The following is a 20,702-nucleotide window of genomic DNA, read 5'->3' as shown; positions in this document are numbered from 1 at the left end:
CTCTGGCCCCGTTACTCTGCGTTGCCGCGCGGCGCCGTCGCGCCCCAACCCAGGAGCGGACTGACCATGCCTGAGCAATCGTCTCTGTTGGCGCGCGCCGCCCGCGCGCTCCTGCGACCAACCCTCAAGCCCCTGCCCGGCGTCAGCGCCGACTCCCTCGATCTGACCCACGGGGTGCTGGCCTGCAATCACGCCACCCCATGGGACGCCGCGTTGATTCTGTGGGCGCTGCCTGCGGCCCCCACCACCATTGTTCATGCGCCGGAGCGCCCGCCCTCAGCGCGGCTGAAACAGCTGTGTCACCCGACGCGCTGGAGCGCCTTGGAGGACGCGGCGCCGGAGTCGGCGCGCGCGCCGCTGGCGCAAGCGCTGAACGCAGGCGAACGCATCATCTGGCTCACCAGCAACCAACCCCAGCCCGACAACGCCCTCACCGACCTGCCCGGCTGGCTCCCCGCGCTCCTTGCCGCCTGCGATGCGCCGCTCATCCCGCTGTATCTGCGTGGGGCGCGCCTGCATCGCATGGTGTCGCCCTGGGGGCTGACGGGCGCCACGCTGCGCGCCCCCATTGAACTGCTGGCGGACACACCCATTACGTCGTCGCAGTGGGCGCCAAACGCGCCTGACGCTCCCATCGATCCGGCGCTGCGCCTGTTGCAGCGCCTGGCGGCGCGTCGGTTGCAGGGGGAGCTGGCGGGACGCGCCGACCTGTGGACGGAGATCTGCCTGGCCGCGCGCCGCTTTGGCCGCAATCGCATTGCGGTGGAGGACGCCACCGGCGCCCAGGCCAGCTATGGTCAGTTGATTTTGCGCGCGCTGGTGCTGGAGCAGCTGTTGCGACCACATGCCAGAAAGGGCGACGCCGTGGGGGTGCTGCTGCCCGGTTCGGTGGGATGCGTCACGGTGCTGCTGGCGCTGCAAGCGGGCGCGCGGGTTCCGGCCATGCTCAACTTCTCCGCCGGGCCCCACGCCATGGCCGCCGCCTGCCGCACGGCGGATATCGGCCTAATCCTCACCTCACGCCTGTTTCTCGCCAAGGCGGGATTGCAGGAGGCCGCCACGCAACTGACCGAGAACGCCCGCGTCCTCTACCTGGAGGATCTGCGCCCCGCCGCCACCCTGGCGGTGAAGCTCAACGGTCTGCGCCGGGCGCGCCGCCCGCTGGCCGCCGGGGCCAAACCCGACCCCCACCAACCGGCGCTGATTCTGTTCACCTCCGGCTCCGAGGGCGCCTCCAAAGGGGTGATGCTCTCGCATCAGAACCTGCTGGCCAATATCGCGCAGATGCGCGTGGCCACCGACGTGGGTTTTGGCGACCGCTACCTGAACGCCCTGCCGCTGTTCCACTCCTTTGGTCTGACCGTGGGAACTCTCAAACCGCTGCTCTCCGGCCTGCGGCTGTTCCTCTGCCCCAATCCGTTGGAGTATCGCCGCATCAGCGAGATCGCGCGCCACTGGCGACCCACGGTAATGGCGGGGGCCGACACCTTCCTGTTCGGCTACGCCCGCGCCGCGCGCACGGGGGATTTCCACACCGTGCGCTACCTGTTCGCTGGCGCCGAGCCGCTGCGCGAGGCCACGCGACTGTTGTGGTTTGAGAAGTTTGGCGTGCGCGTGCTGCAGGGGTATGGCGCCACCGAGGCGGCTCCGGCGGTGGCGGTCAATCTGCCCCACGCCGACCGTCCGGCCAGCGTGGGACGCCCACTGCCGGGGATTGAGACCCGCTTGGAGCCGGTGACCGGTTGGCCGCCGGAACAGGGCGGGCGCTTGTGGATTCGCGGGCCCAATGTGATGTTGGGCTATCTGCTGCCGCAGGAGTACAAACCAGGACAGGCGCCCCAGTGTCGCCCGCCCCAGGCGCCATGGGGCGCGGGTTGGTATGACACCGGCGATCTGGCGCACATCGACGATGCGGGCTTTGTCACCCTGCGCGGACGGCTCAAGCGCTTCGCCAAAATCGGCGGCGAGATGGTCTCCCTGGAGATCTCTGAGGCGGTGGCGCGCACGCTGTGGCCCGACCACGCCCACGGCGTCATTCGCGCCCCGGGCGATAAACGCGGCGAGCGTCTGATTCTGCTCACCACCCGGCCCGATGCTGACGCCGTCGCCCTGTTCGCCGCCTTGCGCGAAGCCGGACATGGCGAGATCTACGCCCCCAAGCGCATCATCCACATCGACGCCATGCCGCTGCTGGGCTCGGGAAAAGTCGACTACCCGGCGCTGGAGGAGATCGCCGCCAAAGCGCTCAGCGAAAGTTGAGCTATGGTGAGTCAAAACCAAAACGACACAGAGCGTCCAATGTTTGCGTGACGCAGGCCTAGCTTGCGCTAACTATTGGCCGTCGGCTGGCCGACGGCGGGGTCTGGGGCCTGCGCTCCCAGCGCCAATGGCGTGCAATCCAGGGCGGCGCCCACGATTTGGCAGGAACGCCAAATCGGACTCGCGCAGCGAGCCCGTAGGGTGAGGGACAGGGATGGCCCGAATCACGATTTGGCTGTTGATCTTGGGAGCTCGAGGGCAAAGCCCTCGATATCTTCCATTCTCAAAATCGCCAATGTCCAATTTTGAATTCGACTAAGTATACATCAGCGAAACACCTTACTCACCGCCTCGGCGTTGCGATAGCCGCGATTCTGTTTGATGGCGGGCAGATAGCGCGGCGCGCGCTCTTCACTCACATTCACGCTCCACCCCAACATGCCGTTGGCGTCATCGGAGGCGCTCCAGTACATCAAGGGGTTCCACGCCACCCAGGATTTACCATTGGCGTGGGGGTAGAGCGCCGCGCGCTCACGCCCCAGGGCCAGGTCATACCAGCGGATGGTCCCATCGCTCAGGGCAACCGCCACCCAGCGCGAATTGCCGCTGATATTGACCGCCTGCGCTTCCGCGGGCAGCGCCGTGCGCCAGATTTGCGCGCCATTGCTGCGGAACAGATAGAGGTGCACGTCGGTGGCCAAAGCCACAAACCGGCTGTCGGCGGAGAGCGCCACCGCCCGGCCTCGCTCAGAGCCATTGAGCGTGAGCGGAATCCGCCTGTTCACCTTGGGCTTGTCGCCATTTTGCCAACCGCTCACCTCGACCAAACGGGTTTGCGTCAGCGGATCGCGCAGCACCCTCCCGGCCAGTTCAGCGTCGCTCATGGGGTGCAGATCACGCATGGAAAAGGCGCTCATATCCCCGGCGCCCGCCGCGCTGCTGCGGCCAAACCGGGCCACTGCGCCGTCGGCGGAGAGACGCAGGGTCGCCCCGGGCGCGTGATAGTCGCGGCTGGGCGAATCATGCCGAAAATAGGCGATGCCGTAAGCGTCCAACGCGCCCATGGAGCCGCTCTCGGTCACATAGGCCAGCCCGCCGCCCGGCAGCGGCGTCAGATCGCTCACCAAGCCCGCTCCCAGGTGCAGATCAACCCACTGGCCATTGCGCTTCAGATCCCATTTGCGCGCCATGGCCGCGCGATTGGAGTCGCGCCGTCCGCCGCCTGCAAACAGGTAGCGTCCATCTTCAGACCACGCCACCAGCGGCATGCCGCCGTCAAAACGCGCACTGCTGGGCTGAAAGCTGATGCTCAAATCACGACTGTTGAGCGCCAGCGGCGCGCCCTCGGTCCGCCCCACAGCGAGATATCCGCCATCGGGGGAAAAGCGCGCGCTAAAGGGCGTCGCCCCCGCATGGCCCAGCATCTTCTCCCCCGCTTTGCGCAAATCCGCGTCATACAGGCGCAGGCGGCCATCGGCGCTGGCGCTAACCATGCGTCCATCCGGGGCGAAGTCGAGCCAGGTCACCGGTTTCCCATACTCGGCGTCGCCCCCCGCCAGCCGCCCGCTGGCCACATCAAACACACGCACCCCACCCGAGGCCAGCCCCGCCGCCAGATAGCGGCCATTGGCGGAGAAGGCCAGATGGTTGACCACATCCGGCAGTCCGCTCAACCGCTTAACCAGGGCGCTATTTTGCCAATTGAACAGATAGACGGAGACCTCGGGACGCCACTCCTTGCCAGTATAACCGGCCACGGCGATCAAACCGGTTTTGGGCTGCGCAGCCACCGCATAGAGTTTGCCATCGCCATCCAACCCCAACGGCGGGCGCAGCACGCGTTTGAGCACGCCGTCGCGCAGACGCCACACCCGCGCGCTGCGATCATCGGAGACCGTGACCCAGCGTTCGCCATCGGGCAGCAGCGCCGCGCGCCGAATGGGGCCACGGTGTAGCCAGGTCTCCACCAGCATGATGGGCGTTTGCGAAAACTCCGCCGCCCGCACCACAGTGGGCGCGATCAGCGCGAGCAGGGCCATGCTCAACGCCAAGCCGATCAGCACAGCGACCTGCGCGCCCTGCTGATGCGCCGCAAACGCCCGTCGCCACGCGCAATTCGCCATCTTCCCATACTCCCGCCAGGACATTTTATTTGACCCTTCCCCTGCGCCGTCCGACAATAGAACCATCCAATACAGTCTCACCACCCGCCTGCAGAGCAAAAAAAGCGGGGTCTTGCGGAGCCAAACCATGGCCAAACCAGACGTCAATTGGGATTTCACAGAGTTGGACCACGGCCAGCTGGAAAAGATCGCCTGGATCGCCGAACGCACCAAGTTTGCCCTGACCACTGGCATGAGCGCGCTGCAGCGCCTGAATCAGATCACCGATGACGCCACGCAATTGGACGCCATCTCGCCGGAGTTGGACGGCGCGCTCAACGCCTCGTTGCAGGAGATTCGCGCCATGCTGGGCGAGAATTCATCGACTGCCAACGCACTGGAGCCCGAGGCGCGGGCGCAGTTGGTGCGGGAAAAGCTGGGCCAGTTGATCCTGGCCTGGGATGATATTCAGCGCCGCGTCAATGCGCTGCTGCGCGAACGCGACCCGGAAGTCTCGCTCTGCGCGCAGGCCAAAGAGCTGCCCAATTGACCGCCACGCCCACGTAGATTACGCGTGGGAACAACGCATTGATCACGAATCCAGGAGCACCGCGTCCAATTGAGGATCCACCAACGCCAACGGCTGCATCGCCAGATAGATCTCGCGACTGATCCACGCATCGGTGGCCGCATAGCGGATCTGATACGCTTCGAGCACATCGTTGGCCCAGTTGGAACACTGCGCGCGTTTGGAGATGCGCACGCCAAAAAACGCCGCCGCCATACTGCGCAATCCTCTGCTGGCCACTTCGTTGCGCGCCGCCGCCTCGCCCACATCGACAAACCCGCCTGGGGTGAACGGCGCCACCTCCTGCAACTGCTTCACATCTTGAATCAGCCCCACCCCGGTTTTTAACACCGCAGCGTCGCTGAGCAGCGCCTGCAGCGGGCGAAGATCCTCAATCTGCGACAATTGAAACAGGTATACCGCATTGGCCCCGGCCAACTGAATCAGCGCTGGAGGGTAACTCACCCCTTTGCGGAATGCGGGCCGCGTCTCGGTATCAAACCCCAACACGGTTTCCCGACTCAGAACCTCCACCGCTTCGGCGGTTTCATCGCTATCGCGCGCCACATGGACATCGCCCATCCAGGCGCACACCGGCAGGTCATTGATCTCCTGCTTGGGCACCTTGCGGGCGTAATCATCCAGTAAACGAAGCGACGAAACAGGCATCAAGCATCCCAAATTCGGACCAGCGGGAGGGCAAGGGCGGCGTCATTGCGCCACGCCACAAAAAAAGAACCGACTTTTCCTAACATAAAACCCTCGGCAAGCCAAGCCGCCACGCCGCTTAGTGGGTCCAATGGGCGCTGGCGTCACCCACACGGCAAAAAACTTTCATACTTGACATTAAACACTGTAACGCCCTATATCTTCGAAGGAGTACGCACGGGATTTTTGCAGCAAATTGTGGCTGCGCCGATTGCGCTCCCCCTTGCGCCATATTGCCCACTGCGCAACAACGACTTCAAATCTTAAAGGATGCGCCCGCTCATGGCTGATGCTTCATCGCGCCCGCCACGACGTTATAAAATCGGCGACGTCGCCAAGATGTTGGGCGTGACGGCCCGAACCCTGCGGTTTTATCAAGAGCAGGGGTTGATCGAACCCCAGCGCAGCGCGGGGGGCATGCGACAATTCTCCGAGGCGGATCTTAAGCGCATTCGCATCATCCTGGAGTTCTCCAAACTGGGGGTCACCCTCAAGCAGATCGGCGAGTTGATCGACTCCCGCGCCAACGCCAAAACCGGCGAACAGGCCAGTGAACAGGTGTTTGACGCGCTCAACCGCCTCTACCAGGAACTCAGCAGCAAGCGTACGCTGCTTGACCAAATGAATGAACAGGTCAAATTGGCTATGGAGCAGATCTCCCTGTGCCACGGCTGTCAGGAACCTCCTGGCGAACGCGGCTGCAGCGTCTGCCCGCTTCTCAAAGAGCTGCCTGCGGAGTTTCGCTCCTATATCTTTGATCTGATCTGGGAATCCTGACGCCTGCACCCTGTTGCTGATCTGGGGGGAGCGCGTCATCCACGCGCTCCCCCTTTTTCATACTGGAATCAGCTTGGCGCCAATGAGCGCGCCAACGCGATCAACCCCGCGTCGTTGACCTCCCCCTGCCGCTCCGCCATCTGTTTGAAGTGATCAAACGCCCAGCGCCACTCGTCAGCGGAGGGAAAGTTGATCCCCAACGCCGCCATGCGCGCATGGAATGCATGGCGACCCGAGTGTTTGCCCAACGCCATCTGATGCGCTTCGCGCCCGACGCTCTGCGGCGTAAACGCCTCATACGTCCGCGCATCGCACATCACCCCGTGTTGATGGATGCCCGACTCATGGGCGAAGGCGTTGCCGCCCACCACCGCCTTGTTGGGCGGAATGGGCGCGCCAAACGCTGCGTAGGCGCGTTGGGAGAGCGTATAGATTCCCGCCATTTGCACACCATGCGTCACGCCAAAGCGCTCGGCGCGGGCGCTGATAGCCACCCCCACCTCCTCCAACGCCGCATTGCCGGCGCGCTCGCCAAAACCATTGATAGCCACCTCCACCTGCCGCGCGCCGCCGCGCACCCCCGCCAACGTGTTGGCCGTGGCCAAGCCCATGTCGTTGTGACAGTGGGTGGAGAAGCGCACATGCGAACCATGGGGAACCGTAGCGATGAGGGTTTCCATCATCGCCTGATACTCCCACGGCTCCGTGTAGCCCACGGTATCGGGGATATTGATGGTGGTCGCCCCCGCGTCGATGGCGGCGGCGCAGATCTGTTGTAAAAACGGCGTCTCCGCACGGGTGGCGTCTTCGGCGGAGAACTGCACATCGTCGCAGTGAGCCCGCGCCTGGGTGACGGCGGCCACCGCCCGTTGCATGACCTGTTCAGGCGTCATGCGCAATTTGGCCTGGCGATGGATGGGCGAAACGCCGATGAAAACATGAATCCGGCGCCGCTTGGCCCCCTGCGTCGCGGCGAGCGCCGCCGCCACATCACTCTCCACACAACGGGCCAAGGCGCAGATTGTCGCCCCCTCCACACTCCGCGACACCGCCTGTACGGCGGCGAACTCCGCAGGCGACGCGGCGGGGAAACCCGCCTCGATCACATCCACCCCCACCGCCGCCAAGTTGCGCGCGATCTCCACCTTCTGCTCGGCGCTCAACGCCACCCCGGGCATCTGCTCGCCATCGCGCAAAGTGGTGTCGAACATGATTACGCGGTCCGCTTCTGAATCGGACGCCACCTGTTGGTTCTCAAACATGATTCTCACTCCTCATAGGGGTCTTGCCGCTGACGCAAGGGCGCCGCGACGCGCGCGATGATCCTGGGGACCGACGCAACGCAGGCATTTTCTTCAATGCAACGCCAACAGGCGTGCGGAATTGCTCAAGGAAAGTCCGTCCACAAGGGGACGCGGGCCGGATGGCCGCAATGCGGGGCTTAGCCCGCTAGGAGGGATAGTTCTAGGCGGGCGGCGCGATAGGTGCGGGCAATAGCGGACCGCGGCTTAACCGGGATGGCGCATGGCCATGGTCTGTGATGTACGCAACACATAAGAGTGCTCCTAACGCTGTGCGCGCGCAAAGGCGGCGCAATTGGCGGGCTATCGCCACAAAGCAGCACGACACGAAGTCGCAATGCTAGCCAAAACTCAAACGGGAAAATCGCTCAAAAACATCTGGAGAGAACAGGAAACGAAAAGCTGGCCCGACGCGAAACGGCGTTCAGCGTAGGGGTAGTCGTAGCGCTTCGGGCAGGCGCCCAAAGGCCAGGGGAGAGGCGGAGAAGCGGGTCTCCGTATGGATCGAGTAGATGACCATAGTGGGATTAGATTAAAAGAGCGGCGCAAAATTGCAAGCAGAAAATTGCGCCGCTCAATCTCTTTCCGTCATGGGGCGGATCGAACGCAACCGCACAACGACGCTGGATCGATCAGCTCTCCAGACGACGCCCAGCCTGCAGCAGTTCGGTGAATTTCTCCGCAGGCAACGGCGCGCTGAACAGGAAGCCCTGCATCTCGTTGCAGTGCAGACCGCGCATGATGTTGAGCTGCTGCTCGGTCTCCAGCCCCTCCACAATCACTGATTGATTGAGGCTGTGGGCCATGGCGATGATGGCGCTGACGATGGCGGCGTCGCCGTCGTTGTTATCGATATCCAGCACGAAGGAGCGGTCGATCTTCAGCGTCTTGAAGGGGAACTGACGCAACTGGCTCAAAGAAGAGTAGCCGGTGCCGAAGTCGTCAATGGAGAGCTTGACGCCCAGCGCGCTGATGCGGTTGAGCATGGCCACGGCGCGATCCACATCGTCCATGATGGCGCTCTCGGTGATCTCCAGATCCAGCATGCTGGGGTCGATGGAGAACTCCTTGAGCAGCCCCTCCACCTGGGCGGCCAGATCCTGCCGCTTGAACTGCAGCGCCGAAAGGTTGACCCCCACGCGCACCGGTTTGAGGCCCATCTGGCCCCATTCGTAGATCTGCTTGCAGGCGGTGCGCAGCACCCACGAGCCCATGGGCACGATCAAGCCGGTCTCTTCGGCCACGGGGATAAAATCACCCGGCGGCACCAGACCGCGCTCCGGGTGCATCCAACGCACCAGCGCCTCGGCGCCGATCACCTCGCCGCTGTCCAGGTCCACCTGCGGCTGATAGAACAGGCGCAGCTCGCCGCGATCGATGCCCAGACGCAGACTGGTCTCCAGCTCAAAGCGCTTGCGCGCGGTCTCGGTCATCTCCGCCGAGAAGAATTCGTAATTGTTCCAACCGCGGGATTTGGCGTGGTTGAGGGCGGTCTCGGCGTTGATCAGCAGCTCAGAGGGTGTGCGCCCATCCTGCGGGAACAGAGTGATGCCCATGGCCGCCTTCAGTTCCACCGGCTGGCCATTGACGTCCAGCGGGTGCATCAGCGACTCATACACCTTGCGCGCCACCACGCTGGCGTTGCGCACCGCTTCGAGGGGATCTTTCAAGTCCGACAACAGCAGAGCGAAGCCCACTTCGGACAGACGCGCCACCGAGTCGGAGGTGCGCAGGCAGTTATCCAGACGCACCGCCACTTCGCGCAACATATCGTCCGCCGCCGTCTGTCCCAGGGAGTCCCGAATCAGCTTCAAGCGGTCGGCGTCCAGCTCCAGGAACATGGCGCCCACGCAGACATTATGCCGCGACGCCTGCGACAGCGACTGCTGCAAGCGGTCTTCAAACAGCAAGCGCAACGGCAGACCGGTTAGGGGATCGCGAGATTGGCTGCGATTGTTTTCGGCGTTTGCTTGCACCACCGCTTCCGGGCGCGCCTGCACCAGGTAGTTGCGCACCGCGCCGTCATGATGCGGCAGAATAGCGTTGATCTTCAGATCGACCTTGAACGCCGCGCCATGGGCCAGGATCCGGTTGATATTGCCCTGCCACAGGCCGCTCTGCCAAATCTCTTCGCCGATGGCCTCCAGCAGATCGTCATCGCCGGGTTGGTCCAACCAACGCAGCACATGATGCCCCACCAGATCGCTGCGACTGAGGCCGCTGAGATTCATAAACGCTTGGTTAACCTGACGTAAACAGCCCCGATGATCGATGAGCGCGATCCCCTCGTGACTGTTCTCCAGCAGCACCCGCACCAGATTGTCCGAAGCCGGCATAGCCTTGGCGCGCCCTTGCGCTTGAGAGGCTCCTGTCTGTGTGCTCATGCCCGACTGTCTCCAATGCCCTGGGTTGCGACGTGTGCTGGCGGTTGCGCTTGCGCGCTGCGCGCAGAATGCGACTCCATCGCGTCAATGGCGGCCAAGCGCGCATGCAACGGCGGATGTGAGTAACTCAGAATAACATATAACGGCGCCGGAGTCAGATGGGAAAGATTTTCCGTTGAGAGGCGCACTAAAGCCCGCGCCAGCGCGCCGGGATCTTCCACGCTCTGGGCGGCGAAACGATCGGCCTCGAACTCATGTTTGCGCGACAGCGCCGCAAACGCCGCCCCCACCGCCATCTCCAGCGGCGAGAACAGGATGGCGAAGAAGACCAATCCGGCGGAAACCGGCATGCTCTCCAGGCCAAACGCGGCGAACAGCGCCGGGCTCTGCAGCGCCAGCCCCAGCAGATAGAGCATCAATCCGGTATGGGCGATGCCGATGGCCACGCCCTTATGGATATGACGCCGCTTGTAGTGACCGATCTCATGGGCCAAAACCGCTTCCAGCTCCGCTTCATCATGCCCTTCAATGAGGGTGTCGAACAGGGCGATGCGGCGATTCTTGCCAAACCCGGTGAAGAAGGCGTTGGCTTTGCTGGAGCGCTTGGAGCCATCGATGACGAAGAGCCCGGCGATATCGAAGCCCACCCGCTGACACAACGCCTGCAGACGGCTTTTGAGGGGGCCGTCGGCCAGCGGTTCAAAGCGGTTGAACAGAGGCATAATCCAGGTGGGGGCGATATACTGCAGCGCCAACGAAAACGCAATGACCGCCGCCCAGGCGTAGAACCACGCCAGATCCCCCGCCCACAAGAAGAAAGCGAGCAGCGCCGACAGCAGCGGCGCCCCGAGCAGAACGCCCAGCAACGCGCCTTTGAGGCGGTCCGACACAAAGGTGCGCCAGTCGGAACGGTTGAAGCCGAAGCGCTGCTCGATCACAAACGTGCTGTAGAGGGAAAACGGCAGCCCCAGCAGCGCGTCCGCCGCCAGCAGCGCGCCGATAAACAGCAGACCGACCACAATCGGTCCGCTGCTCGCCGCCGCCACCCCGTGCAGCCAGACAAATCCCCCCAGCAGCCAAAACAGCAGCAGCGCCGCCAGATGCACAGCGCTTGAGATCGCCCCCAAGCGCTCGCGCGCCGCCAGATAGTCGCGTCCCTTGCGGTGGGTGGGCAGGTCCCGCGTCTGATCAAACGGCGGCGGCGGCGCGTCGGTCCAGGCGCGCAGATTGCGCCAGGCGGCAAGGCGCTCCAACGCGAACTGCGCCAGCAGCAGCGCCAGAATAATTCCCCCCAGCGGGGTTATGGAGATGATATCGCTCATAGCCGGATATTTGCAGGAGCCGACGGCGCGCGCAAGCCGCAACCGCGCCCCCTGCTGCGTTAGAAGCTCTGAATCACCAGGCCGTCGCGCAGCTTGGGCTCGAACCAGGTGGATTTGGGCGGCATCACCTCACCGGCGTCGGCCACCGCCATCAGGTCGGCCATGCTGGTGGGGTACATGGAGAACGCCACCGTCATCTCGCCGGAGTCCACCCGCCGAGAGAGCCCCGCCATGCCGCGAATACCGCCGACAAAGTCGATACGCTTGTCGCGGCGTGGATCGGTGATGCCCAGAATCGGCCCCAACAGGTGGTCACTGAGCAGGCTCACATCCAGCCGCTTGACCGGATCCTCCAGCGCCCCCACGCCCGGCTTGAGCCGCAACAGACGCCACTGGCCGTTGAGATACATGCCGAAACTCTGCGGCTGGCTGGGCGAAATCGCCTCGGATTGCGGCGCGCCCACCTCAAAATCCGTCTCCAGCGCCGTCACGAACGCCTCCGCGCTCAGACCATTGAGATCCGCCACCACGCGATTGTAGTCGAGAATGCGCATCTGATCGTCGGGGAACAGCACCGAGAGAAAACGGTTCACCGGCGCTTCGGCCTCTGGTTCGCCATGCTCATTGATCCAACGCTCACGACAGCGAGACGCCGCCGCCGAACGGTGGTGGCCGTCGGCCACATAGACATGGGGCAGCGCGTCAAAGGCGTCGGTGACCGCATCAATCAGCTCCGCATCGGACACCACCCACAGGGTGTGTTGCACGCCGTCAGCGGCGGTAAAGTCGTAGGTGGGCTCGCCACTGGCGCCGCGCTCCAGCAGCGCGCTCAACGCTGGCGTATTGCGGTAGGTCAGGAACACCGGCCCCGAGTGCGCCTTGAGCCGCCAGGCGAACTCGGTGCGATCGTTCTCTTTATCGGGCCGGGTGAACTCATGCTTTTTGATGCGATCGCCGTCATAGGCAATCACCGAGGCGGCGGCCACCAGCCCGGTCTGCGCGCGCCCATCCATGATCAGACGGTAGAAGTAGTAGCAGGGCGTCGGATCCTGCGCCAACGCGCCGTCGGCCTTCAAGCGCGCATAGTTCTCGGCGGCAGCCAGATAGACGCGCTCATCGGCGGTGGGAACCTCATCATCGAACGCCAAGTCCGCCCGTGAAACGTGCAGAAAGGAGCGCGCGTTCTGATGCGCCATCTGCGCCGCCTCGGCGCGATTCATCACGTCATAGGGCGGCGCGCTGATCTGTTCAACCTGGTCGCTGGGCGGACGCCAGCCGGGAAAGGGACGCACCAAAGCATGCTGGGACATGACGGATTCCAACCTAAGATTCAATGAAGTGGCGTCGCCGCGCGGAGCGGCGACAAAAAACGCGGTTAAGCGGATCTCTCATCGTCGAGCAGAGCGGATTGAATGCTGGCGCACATGGTCTCCAACGCAGACTCCAGCGCCGCAAACACGGGTTTGGAGCCGCCGAGCGCGCCATTGTTGGCCATCGCCTCCAACGCCAAAGCCAGTCGCCGCACCGGCGTCTGCCCAAAAGCGCCCGCCGCGCCCTTGAGCGCATGGGCGGCGTTGCGGGCTTGCTCCACATCGCCATCACGCAAGGCGTCACGCAGGGCGTTGAGCATGGCCGACGCATCATCCAGGAACATCTGCCCCACTTCGCGCGCCAAGGTCCAATCCTGCTCGACGGTCTGCAACAACTGCTGGATGTCGGCGATCTGCTCGCCAGGGCGGGGCTCCTGCAACGGCGCCTGATCGCTCTCCTGGGAACGGCGACTCTCCAACACGCGTTCGATTTCGGCAAACAGGCGCCCGGCGTCCACCGGTTTGGCGTGGAAGCCATCGACGCCGGCGATGCGCGCCTGCTCCTGGTGATCGCTATCAGTCAGCGCGGTGACCGCCACGATGGGCGTGTGCGGCAGCGCGCTCTCACGCTCATGACGGCGAATCTCCGTCGTGGCTTCCAGGCCATTCATATTGGGCATGCTCAGATCCATCAGGATCAGATCGTAGGCATGCTCCCCCAAGCGCTGCAAACAGGCCATGCCGTTGGGCGCCACATCCACATCGTGGCCGCGCAAACTCAGCAGACGACTGAGCATCTTACTGGTGAAGTCATTATCCTCCACCAACAGCACCCGCAACGGCGCAAGCGTTTCGGTCTGATCGCCCTGGGCCAGAAAGCCCACATCCACGCGTTGACCATCGCGTTTGAGCCCCAACACGCCAAACAGGGAGGCCACCAGATGGCGTTGACGATCATCCAGCGGGGTGGCTAACAGCTGCGTGAGCAGTTGCCGCGCTTGCTCGCTGACCAGGGGGGGAAGGGAATTCTCAACAGGATCCTGTTGATGCATTCGGAGCGCTCCTGTGAAACCAACGGCATAGACGTTGATCCAGAATATCTGCGCATGATGGCGTAAGAGGACGCCGGGAGCAACCCGGCTTGTGGCCAAACGCGGACGGGACAGGAGGTCCCGCCCGCGTTGCAGCGAATCAGAAGATCAGGTTCATCATGAAGATCATCACCACCAGGAACAGGATGGTCATGACCGAACCAGCGCGGATGAAGTCCGGCACGCGGTAGCCCGCAGGACCCATGATCAGCGCGTTCACCTGGTGGGTGGGGATCAGGAAGCTGTTGGAGGTGGCGATGGCCACGGTGAGCGCAAACACCGCCGGGTTGGCCCCGGCGGCGATGGCGATATTCACCGCCAACGGCACCAACAACACGGTGGCGCCCACATTGGACATCACCAGGGTGAAGAAGGTGGCCAGAATCGCCAACGCGGTCTGCAGCACCCACGCCGGGGGCGTGCCCAGCGCGGCCAGCACCTGCTGCGCAATCCACGCCGCCGCGCCGGAGTTCTCAACCGCCGCGCCCAGAGGGATCAGGCTGGCCAGCAGGAACACCGTCTTCCAGCTCACCGCCTCGTAGGCCTCTTCGATCTTGAGCACGCCGGAGAGCACCATGCCCATGGCGCCGGTGAGCAGCGCCACCGACAGACGCAGATCGGTGAACAACACCATGAACAGGGCGATGCCAAAGAAGGTCAGCGCCCAGGTCACCTTCTGCGGACGCAGCTCCTCATGGGGATACTCGGTGGTCACCACCACGAAGTTGCGGTCCTTCTCCAAACGCGACAGCACATCCCAAGCGGTGTGCACCACCAGGGTGTCGCCCGCCGCCAGCGGCATGGCGCGAATCCCCTCGCCTTCGCCCAGGGTTGCGCCCTGACGGTGCAGGCCCACCATGGAGACGCCGTAGGTCTTACGCATCCACACGTCGCGGGCGCTTTTGCCAATCAGGGTGGAGCCGGGGGGGATAACCAATTCGGCGATGCCCACTTTGGTCGGCGCCAGGGACTCGGTGAAGGTCTCCAGGTCCTTACGCACATTCAGATTATACTTCTCGGCAAAGTTGGAGAGCTTATCCTGGTTGGCCAGCACGCCGAGCACGAAACCGGCTTGAATCTGGGTGTCGCGATCCAGCGCGTTGGGGCCGATCAGCACCTCGTTGGCCGAACGGCTGGCGGCGATCACGCGCACGCCGTAGTCATGTTCGACTTCATCAAGAGTCTTGCCGATCACGCTGCTGCCCGAGGGCACCACCACTTCGTTAAGCACGTAGTCCAGGCCGTAGATGCGACGGAAGTAGTCCATCACATTGTCGGGCGCGCCGCCGCTGGTCTTGGTCACCGGCAGCACGAAGCGTCCGGCGATGATGAAGTAGAGGATGCCGACGCTGACCAGCACCAGACCCACCGGGGTCACCGAGAACAGCGACCAGGTTTTCATCTGCTGCTCGGGGGGCAACGCGGCGTTGGAGGTGAGCATCAGGTCGTTGAGCAGAATCAGCGGGCTGGAGCCGACCATGGTGACGGTGCCGCCAAGGATGGCGCAGAAGCCCATGGGCATGAGCAGACGCGACATGGGCAGACCGGTGCGCGCGGAGATGCGGCTGACCACCGGTAGGAACAGGGCGGCGGCGCCCACGTTCTGCATGAAGCTGGAGATGATGCCCACGGTGCCGGAGATGATGGGAATGATGCGCGTCTCGGTGGTTCCGCCCACTTTGAGGATGAAACCGGCCACCTTGCTCATCAAGCCAGTCTTGTCCAGACCCGCGCCGATGATCATCACCGCGATGATGGAGATCACCGCGTTACTGGAGAAGCCGACGAACAGCTTCTGAGTGTCCACCAACCCCGCTTTAAGGCCCATGATCGGGGCCAGCAACGAACTGAGGCCCAACAGCACCATCACTGTGACGGCGGCCACGTCCACATCCACCACCTCAAAGGCGAACAGGTAGATGGTGAAGAACAGGAAACCCATCACCCAGGCCACTTCCACGTTGGGGGTGACGGTCGCCATCAGCAGAGCGGCGATGAAGAAAATGACTCCGGCGATGGTTTTACTATTGATAAAACGGGATGGGGTCGACGACTCCAAAGCGGCCTCCTGTGGCGGTGAGGTTGGTAGAAGTTTGCGCGCATTCCGAAATTTCGTCAGGAAACGTCGGGTATTGGCAAAAACGCACAAACGCTAACAGCCAAAATCCACACAGGATAATCAGCTTTTCCTAATAGTCAAGCCATCTTGTTAACTTTAGCGTGCAGGGCGTTCGCTCCTGCGAACATCTCAGTGGGCGAGATTCTCTTTGCCCCAAAGGGTTTCCAGGCGTTGCGCGCGGCCACAGCGGAACTTGTAGTAATTGTAGCGAATGGGATTCTTTTGGTAGTAGTCCTGATGATACTCTTCCGCCGGATAGAACGGCCCGGCAGGGAGAATCTGGGTGACGATTTCGCCGGGGAACGGCTTGTCATCCTCCAGCGCCATGCGCGACTTCTTGGCCTCACGCTCCTGCTCGGGAGTGTGGGTGAAGATCACGCTGCGGTAGGTGGGGCCGTGGTCGCAGAACTGACCATTGGCTTGCAGCGGGTCGATATTGCGCCAGTAGTGGTTAAGCAGCGCATAGTAGGTAAGTTGGGTAGGGTCATAGCGCACCTGCACCACCTCCACATGGCCGGTGCCGCCTGCGGAGACCTGCTTGTATGAGGGGTCGGCCACATGCCCGCCCATGAACCCGGAAGCGGTGGAGAGCACCCCGGGCAGCTTGTCCATGGCCTGCTCCAGGCACCAGAAACAGCCGCCGCCAAAAGTGGCTGTCGCCTCTTTACCCGCCGCCTGCGCCGAACCACACCACAGCGCAACAAACAGCGCTCCCAACGCCAACCAGCGCACGCCTCGATCACTCTTCATGGCCCGACTCCCGCTCACCTGTACGCGTCACTGCGCACAGTTATGGGGTCAGACCGACGCCACAACCAAAGGTTGCGCAGCGCAGGAGATTCAGGCGATCTGCAAACGCCCCACACGAGCCTCGGCAAAGGCGACAAAAGCCTCTGGATCCAACGGCCTGGCCACCCCATACCCTTGCGCCCGATGGCACTTCAGATCGGCTAGAAAATCCATCTGCGCGTCGGTCTCCACCCCTTCGGCCACCACCCCCAGCCCCATGCCCAGAGCCATATTGACCACGGCGGTGACCATGGCGCGGTTCTGACTGTTCTCCGGCAGACCGGCCAGGAAGCTGCGGTCCAGCTTGAGCGCTTGAATCTGCAAGCGGTTCAGACGCGCCAATGACGAATACCCAGTGCCGAAGTCATCCAGCTCGATATCCACCCCCAGATTGCGCAGCGACTGCAGCAGATTGCCGCTGTTGGCGGGATCGGCCATGAGGCTGTTTTCGGTGATCTCCACCACCAGCCGCTTGGGCTCAATCCCCACCTCGCCGCAGACCACGCGCAGCATCTCCGCCAGACCGCCGCCCTCCAGATTGAACTGGCGCGCCGAGGCGTTGATGCTGATGGGCGGCGCGGTGAAGCCTGCATCGCTCCAGGCGCGAATCTGCGCGCTGGCCATGCGCGCCACCTCTTCGCCCAACGGTAGGATAAGACCGGTCTCCTCGGCCAGGGGGATAAAGCGGTCCGGCGGCACCACCGAGCCGTCGGCGCGACGCCAGCGCACCAGCGCCTCGGCCCCCACCAACGCGCCGCTGGCGATATCCACCTGCGGCTGATACTGCAAAAACAGCTCATGGTTCTCCAGCGCCAGACGCAGCCCGCGCTCCAGTTCGGCGCGCTCGCGAATGCGGCTGTTGAGGGATTCGGTGAAGAATTGCTTATTGTTGCGTCCGCTCTCTTTGGCTTGATAGAGGGCGGCGTCGGCGGCGCGCAGCAGCTCGTCGGCGTTGCGCGCATCGTCGGGATAGACAGCGATGCCGATACTGGTGGAGATGTTGGCCTGCCCCGCCTCCAGCTCGAAGGTGCGATCCAATGCGCTGATGGCGTTATCGGCGATGCGCGCCAACAGAGTCGAATCGTGCACGTTTTGCACAATGATGGTGAACTCGTCGCCGCCCAGACGCGACACGGTGTCGCTGTGGCGCACGCAACGCTCCAAACGCCGCGCGGTGAGCTGCAACAGCTCGTCGCCAGCCTGGTGGCCGAGGGTGTCATTGATCGGTTTGAAGCGGTCCAGGTCGAGGAAGAACAGCCCCACCTTGCCGTGATTGCGCTGCGACTGCTGCAGCGCCTGGGTCAGACGATCCTGGAACAGACGGCGATTGGGCAGTTCGGTGAGCTGGTCGAAGTTGGCGTGACGCCACACCGCCTCCTCCTGCTCCTTGCGCTCAGTCCAGTCGGTGAGCACGGCGATGATGTTCTGAATCGCGCCATCGGGCTGGCGCACCACTGACAGCGATAGCCACTCGGGGGCCAGATCGCCATTCTTGCGCCGCCCCTTCACCTCACCCTGCCAGTGATCGCGTTCGCGCAACTGCTTATTGACCCCTTCGAAGAAATCGCGGTCGTAGCTGGCCGAGAGCAGATGCTTCAGCTCCAAGCCGCGGGTTTCGCGCGGGGCGTAACCGGTGATGCGACAGAACGCCTGATTGACCTGCTCCACCGCGCCCAGATGGTTGAAGATCACCACCGATTCATTGGCGCCCTCAAACACCGCCGCCGCCAAGCGCACGCTCTCCTGGGCGCGGCGCTGGGTGGTGATGTCCTCGAACATGGCCACCGCACGCATTTTGTCGGCATCCATAAAGTGCGCCGGGCTGAACGCCACGCGGGTCCAGATCATCAAACCGGAGGCGCACACAAAGCGCGCCTCGCAGGTCACCTCGCCGCTGTCGCCCGCCAGCACCTGCTCGAGCAGCGCGCCGACCAGCTCCACATCGTCAGGGTGCGCCAGATCCGCCAACGTCAACACAGCCAACTCCTCCGCATCGCGCTCGAACATGCGGGTCATGGCGCCATTGACATCCTCCAACCGCCGATCCTCGCCGATGAGCGCCATCCCCAGCGCGGCGTTTTCAAACAGGGAGCGGAAACGGGTTTCGCTCTCTTTAAGCGCCTCTTCGGCGACTTTGCGGGCGCTGATATCGCGGAACGCGCCGATCAGGATACCCGTATCGCCGCCCTCCGAGCGGGTCATGGTGATCTCCATGGGGAAGCGCTGTCCGTCCGAACGCACGCCGACCCCCTCCACACACTCGCCCATGCCGGACATGTGCGCATTCTCAAAGCGGGCGATATCGTTGAGTGTGACCTCCCTCATGGCGTCGGCATCGTAGCCGAACATGCTCTCGGCCATCGGGTTGTGCGAGGTGACCCGCCAAGTGGCGGGATCAAAGGTGAGGATGGCGTCGGAGGCGGTGCGCACGATGGCGCGGGTCTTATAGATCGCCTCTTCCAGGGCGTCCATCACGCGGTTGTAGCGATGGGCGATGAGCCCCACTTCGCTAAACGGGTCCACTGGCGCGCGCAGGGCGGTATCGCCGCTCTGCTCCTGATTTTGCAAGTGGCCGATAAAGTCGCCCAGCTCGGTGCGCGCGCCATGCTCGGAGATATTCAGCCCCATGCGCTCATGCTCGGGCGGCACCCGCAGCGGCATGATTTTGTTGAGCAACCACAACAGGATCAGCGGACCGACAAAGGCGATAGCGAAGGCCGCGCCCACGCCGGTGAGTTGCGCTTTCATCTGTTCCAGGCGCGACAGACCCGTTCCCAGCGCCTCGGCGTTGCCCCACAGCGCCACCGCCAGCGTGCCCCACACGCCGCCACCCAGATGCACCGGCACCGCGCCGACGGCGTCATCAATGCGCAAACGCAGCAGCGCATGCTCCAAAAGCCAGGAGATCGGTCCGCCGATAGCCCCCACCAGCAGCGCGCTGGAGGCGTCAAATGCATGGGCTCCTGCGGTAACCGACACCAATCCGGCCAACGCGCCATTCACCACCCCCACAAAGGAGGCAGAGCCATCGAACATGCGCGCCCAGGCCAGTCCAGCCACGCCGCCGCCCGCCGCGCCCAAACAGGTATTCACCACAATGCCGGGAATACGCTCATCCAGCGCCAGGGTGGAGCCGCCATTAAAGCCGATCCAGCCGAACCAGAGGATCAACGCCCCTAGAGCCGTCAACGGCAGGTTGGAGCCGGTGACCGGGTTGATGGAGCCGTCTTCGTTGAAGCGATCGATGCGCGCCCCCACCACCAGCAGCAGCGCCAGGGAGAACCAGCCGCCCACCGAGTGCACCACGGTGGAGCCGGCCCAGTCCACAAATCCCAGTTTACCCAGCCAGCCGGTCAGCGCCTCGCCATCCAACCCGCCCCAGGCCCAGTGGCCGAACACCGGGTAGATGGTCATGGCGATGATGGCGCTGATCAGTACATAGGCTTTGAAGTCCAGGCGTTCCGCTACGGCCCCGGATACGATGGTCACCGCAGTGGAGCAGAACATGGCTTGGAACAGGAAGAAGATCAGTGTGCGCGGGGATTCGTCGCCGAGCCAGAAGAAGTGTACGGAGCTGAGCCAGCCGCTGGCGCTGGGTCCGAACATCAGGCCGTAGCCCACCGCGAGGAACGCCACCAATGAGACTGAGAAGTCCATGGCGTTCTTCATGGCGACGTTGATGCTGTTCTTTGAGCGTGTGAGGCCTGTCTCCAAACAGAGGAAACCGGCCTGCATCAGCAGCACCAAACTGGCGGACAGGGTAATCCAGAGGATGTCGAGCAAAGATTTTTGATCCATCGATATATCCCAAGGCGTCTGGTCTGTCCCCCCGACTGCGCAAGAGCAAGTCCCACACCAGCCGTGACAAACTGGATACAAAGCTGATTTTACATGGGAAAGCGCATTTGACACCACCCCCTGCGCCATAATGCAGAGCGGTTATATATTAATCTTTATGATCTATTTTTCATC

At 63.3% G+C, this 20,702-nt stretch carries 13 protein-coding genes; 3 read left to right on the top strand and 10 right to left on the bottom strand.

Going from position 1 to position 20,702, the window contains the following annotated elements:
- The first annotated feature begins 66 nt into the window (after positions 1 to 66).
- Positions 67 to 2,259 (top strand): AMP-binding protein, encoded by a 2,193-nt coding sequence (locus MAIT1_RS17110; protein WP_158089580.1) that lies wholly within the window; start codon positions 67 to 69, stop codon positions 2,257 to 2,259.
- Positions 2,260 to 2,585: 326 nt separating this feature from the next.
- Here MAIT1_RS17110 and MAIT1_RS17105 read toward each other — a convergent pair whose 3' ends face one another.
- Entirely contained in the window at positions 2,586 to 4,382 is a 1,797-nt protein-coding gene (locus tag MAIT1_RS17105; RefSeq protein WP_085444758.1) for a WD40 repeat domain-containing protein, read from the bottom strand.
- A 127-nt stretch (positions 4,383 to 4,509) separates the two neighbouring features.
- Between MAIT1_RS17105 and MAIT1_RS17100 the strand changes: the two genes are divergently transcribed.
- Positions 4,510 to 4,911 carry a hypothetical protein gene (locus tag MAIT1_RS17100; RefSeq protein WP_085444757.1) on the top strand — a complete coding sequence of 134 codons (402 nt, stop codon included), beginning with the start codon at positions 4,510 to 4,512 and terminating at the stop codon, positions 4,909 to 4,911.
- 42 nt (positions 4,912 to 4,953) lie between these two features.
- Here MAIT1_RS17100 and MAIT1_RS17095 read toward each other — a convergent pair whose 3' ends face one another.
- Complete coding sequence (locus MAIT1_RS17095) at positions 4,954 to 5,598, bottom strand: 3'-5' exonuclease (RefSeq protein WP_085444756.1); 645 nt, start codon at positions 5,596 to 5,598, stop codon at positions 4,954 to 4,956.
- 321 nt (positions 5,599 to 5,919) lie between these two features.
- Here MAIT1_RS17095 and MAIT1_RS17090 point away from each other — a divergent pair, with 321 nt between their 5' ends.
- Positions 5,920 to 6,414 (top strand): MerR family transcriptional regulator, encoded by a 495-nt coding sequence (locus tag MAIT1_RS17090; protein ID WP_158089579.1) that lies wholly within the window; start codon positions 5,920 to 5,922, stop codon positions 6,412 to 6,414.
- A gap of 68 nt (positions 6,415 to 6,482) precedes the next feature.
- On the opposite strand, the gene MAIT1_RS17085 is transcribed toward MAIT1_RS17090, so the two are convergent.
- The 8 genes from MAIT1_RS17085 to amt all read right to left on the bottom strand — a co-directional run bounded on the left by MAIT1_RS17085 (position 6,483) and on the right by amt (position 20,528).
- A complete protein-coding gene (locus tag MAIT1_RS17085; RefSeq protein ID WP_085444754.1) occupies positions 6,483 to 7,676 on the bottom strand; it encodes a 2-isopropylmalate synthase in 1,194 nt (397 codons plus the stop codon).
- A gap of 671 nt (positions 7,677 to 8,347) precedes the next feature.
- Positions 8,348 to 10,099: a putative bifunctional diguanylate cyclase/phosphodiesterase gene (locus MAIT1_RS17080; RefSeq protein ID WP_085444753.1), complete on the bottom strand. Its 1,752-nt coding sequence runs from the start codon at positions 10,097 to 10,099 to the stop codon at positions 8,348 to 8,350.
- A complete protein-coding gene (locus MAIT1_RS17075) occupies positions 10,096 to 11,421 on the bottom strand; it encodes a M48 family metallopeptidase (protein ID WP_085444752.1) in 1,326 nt (441 codons plus the stop codon). Before MAIT1_RS17075 ends, MAIT1_RS17080 begins: the two co-directional genes overlap by 4 nt.
- A 59-nt stretch (positions 11,422 to 11,480) precedes the next feature.
- Positions 11,481 to 12,731, bottom strand: coding sequence for a DUF1015 domain-containing protein (locus MAIT1_RS17070; protein ID WP_085444751.1), 1,251 nt, complete (start codon positions 12,729 to 12,731; stop codon positions 11,481 to 11,483).
- 65 nt (positions 12,732 to 12,796) lie between these two features.
- The gene (locus MAIT1_RS17065) at positions 12,797 to 13,783 is read right to left on the bottom strand and encodes an Hpt domain-containing response regulator (protein WP_085444750.1); all 987 of its coding nucleotides are present in this window, start codon (positions 13,781 to 13,783) and stop codon (positions 12,797 to 12,799) included.
- 139 nt (positions 13,784 to 13,922) lie between these two features.
- Positions 13,923 to 15,803 carry an SLC13 family permease gene (locus tag MAIT1_RS17060; RefSeq protein ID WP_085446201.1) on the bottom strand — a complete coding sequence of 627 codons (1,881 nt, stop codon included), beginning with the start codon at positions 15,801 to 15,803 and terminating at the stop codon, positions 13,923 to 13,925.
- A gap of 267 nt (positions 15,804 to 16,070) precedes the next feature.
- Positions 16,071 to 16,691, bottom strand: a complete 621-nt coding sequence (msrA, locus tag MAIT1_RS17055; protein WP_085444749.1) for a peptide-methionine (S)-S-oxide reductase MsrA — start codon at positions 16,689 to 16,691, stop codon at positions 16,071 to 16,073.
- Between the two features lie 90 nt (positions 16,692 to 16,781).
- Positions 16,782 to 20,528: an ammonium transporter gene (amt, locus tag MAIT1_RS17050; RefSeq protein WP_158089578.1), complete on the bottom strand. Its 3,747-nt coding sequence runs from the start codon at positions 20,526 to 20,528 to the stop codon at positions 16,782 to 16,784.
- Positions 20,529 to 20,702 lie beyond the last annotated feature (174 nt).

The sequence above is a fragment of the Magnetofaba australis IT-1 genome (genome assembly GCF_002109495.1).
Classification (GTDB): domain Bacteria; phylum Pseudomonadota; class Magnetococcia; order Magnetococcales; family Magnetococcaceae; genus Magnetofaba; species Magnetofaba australis.
The sequence above is the reverse complement of the archived record's forward strand: the minus strand, read 5'-3'. Positions and strand labels throughout refer to the sequence as shown.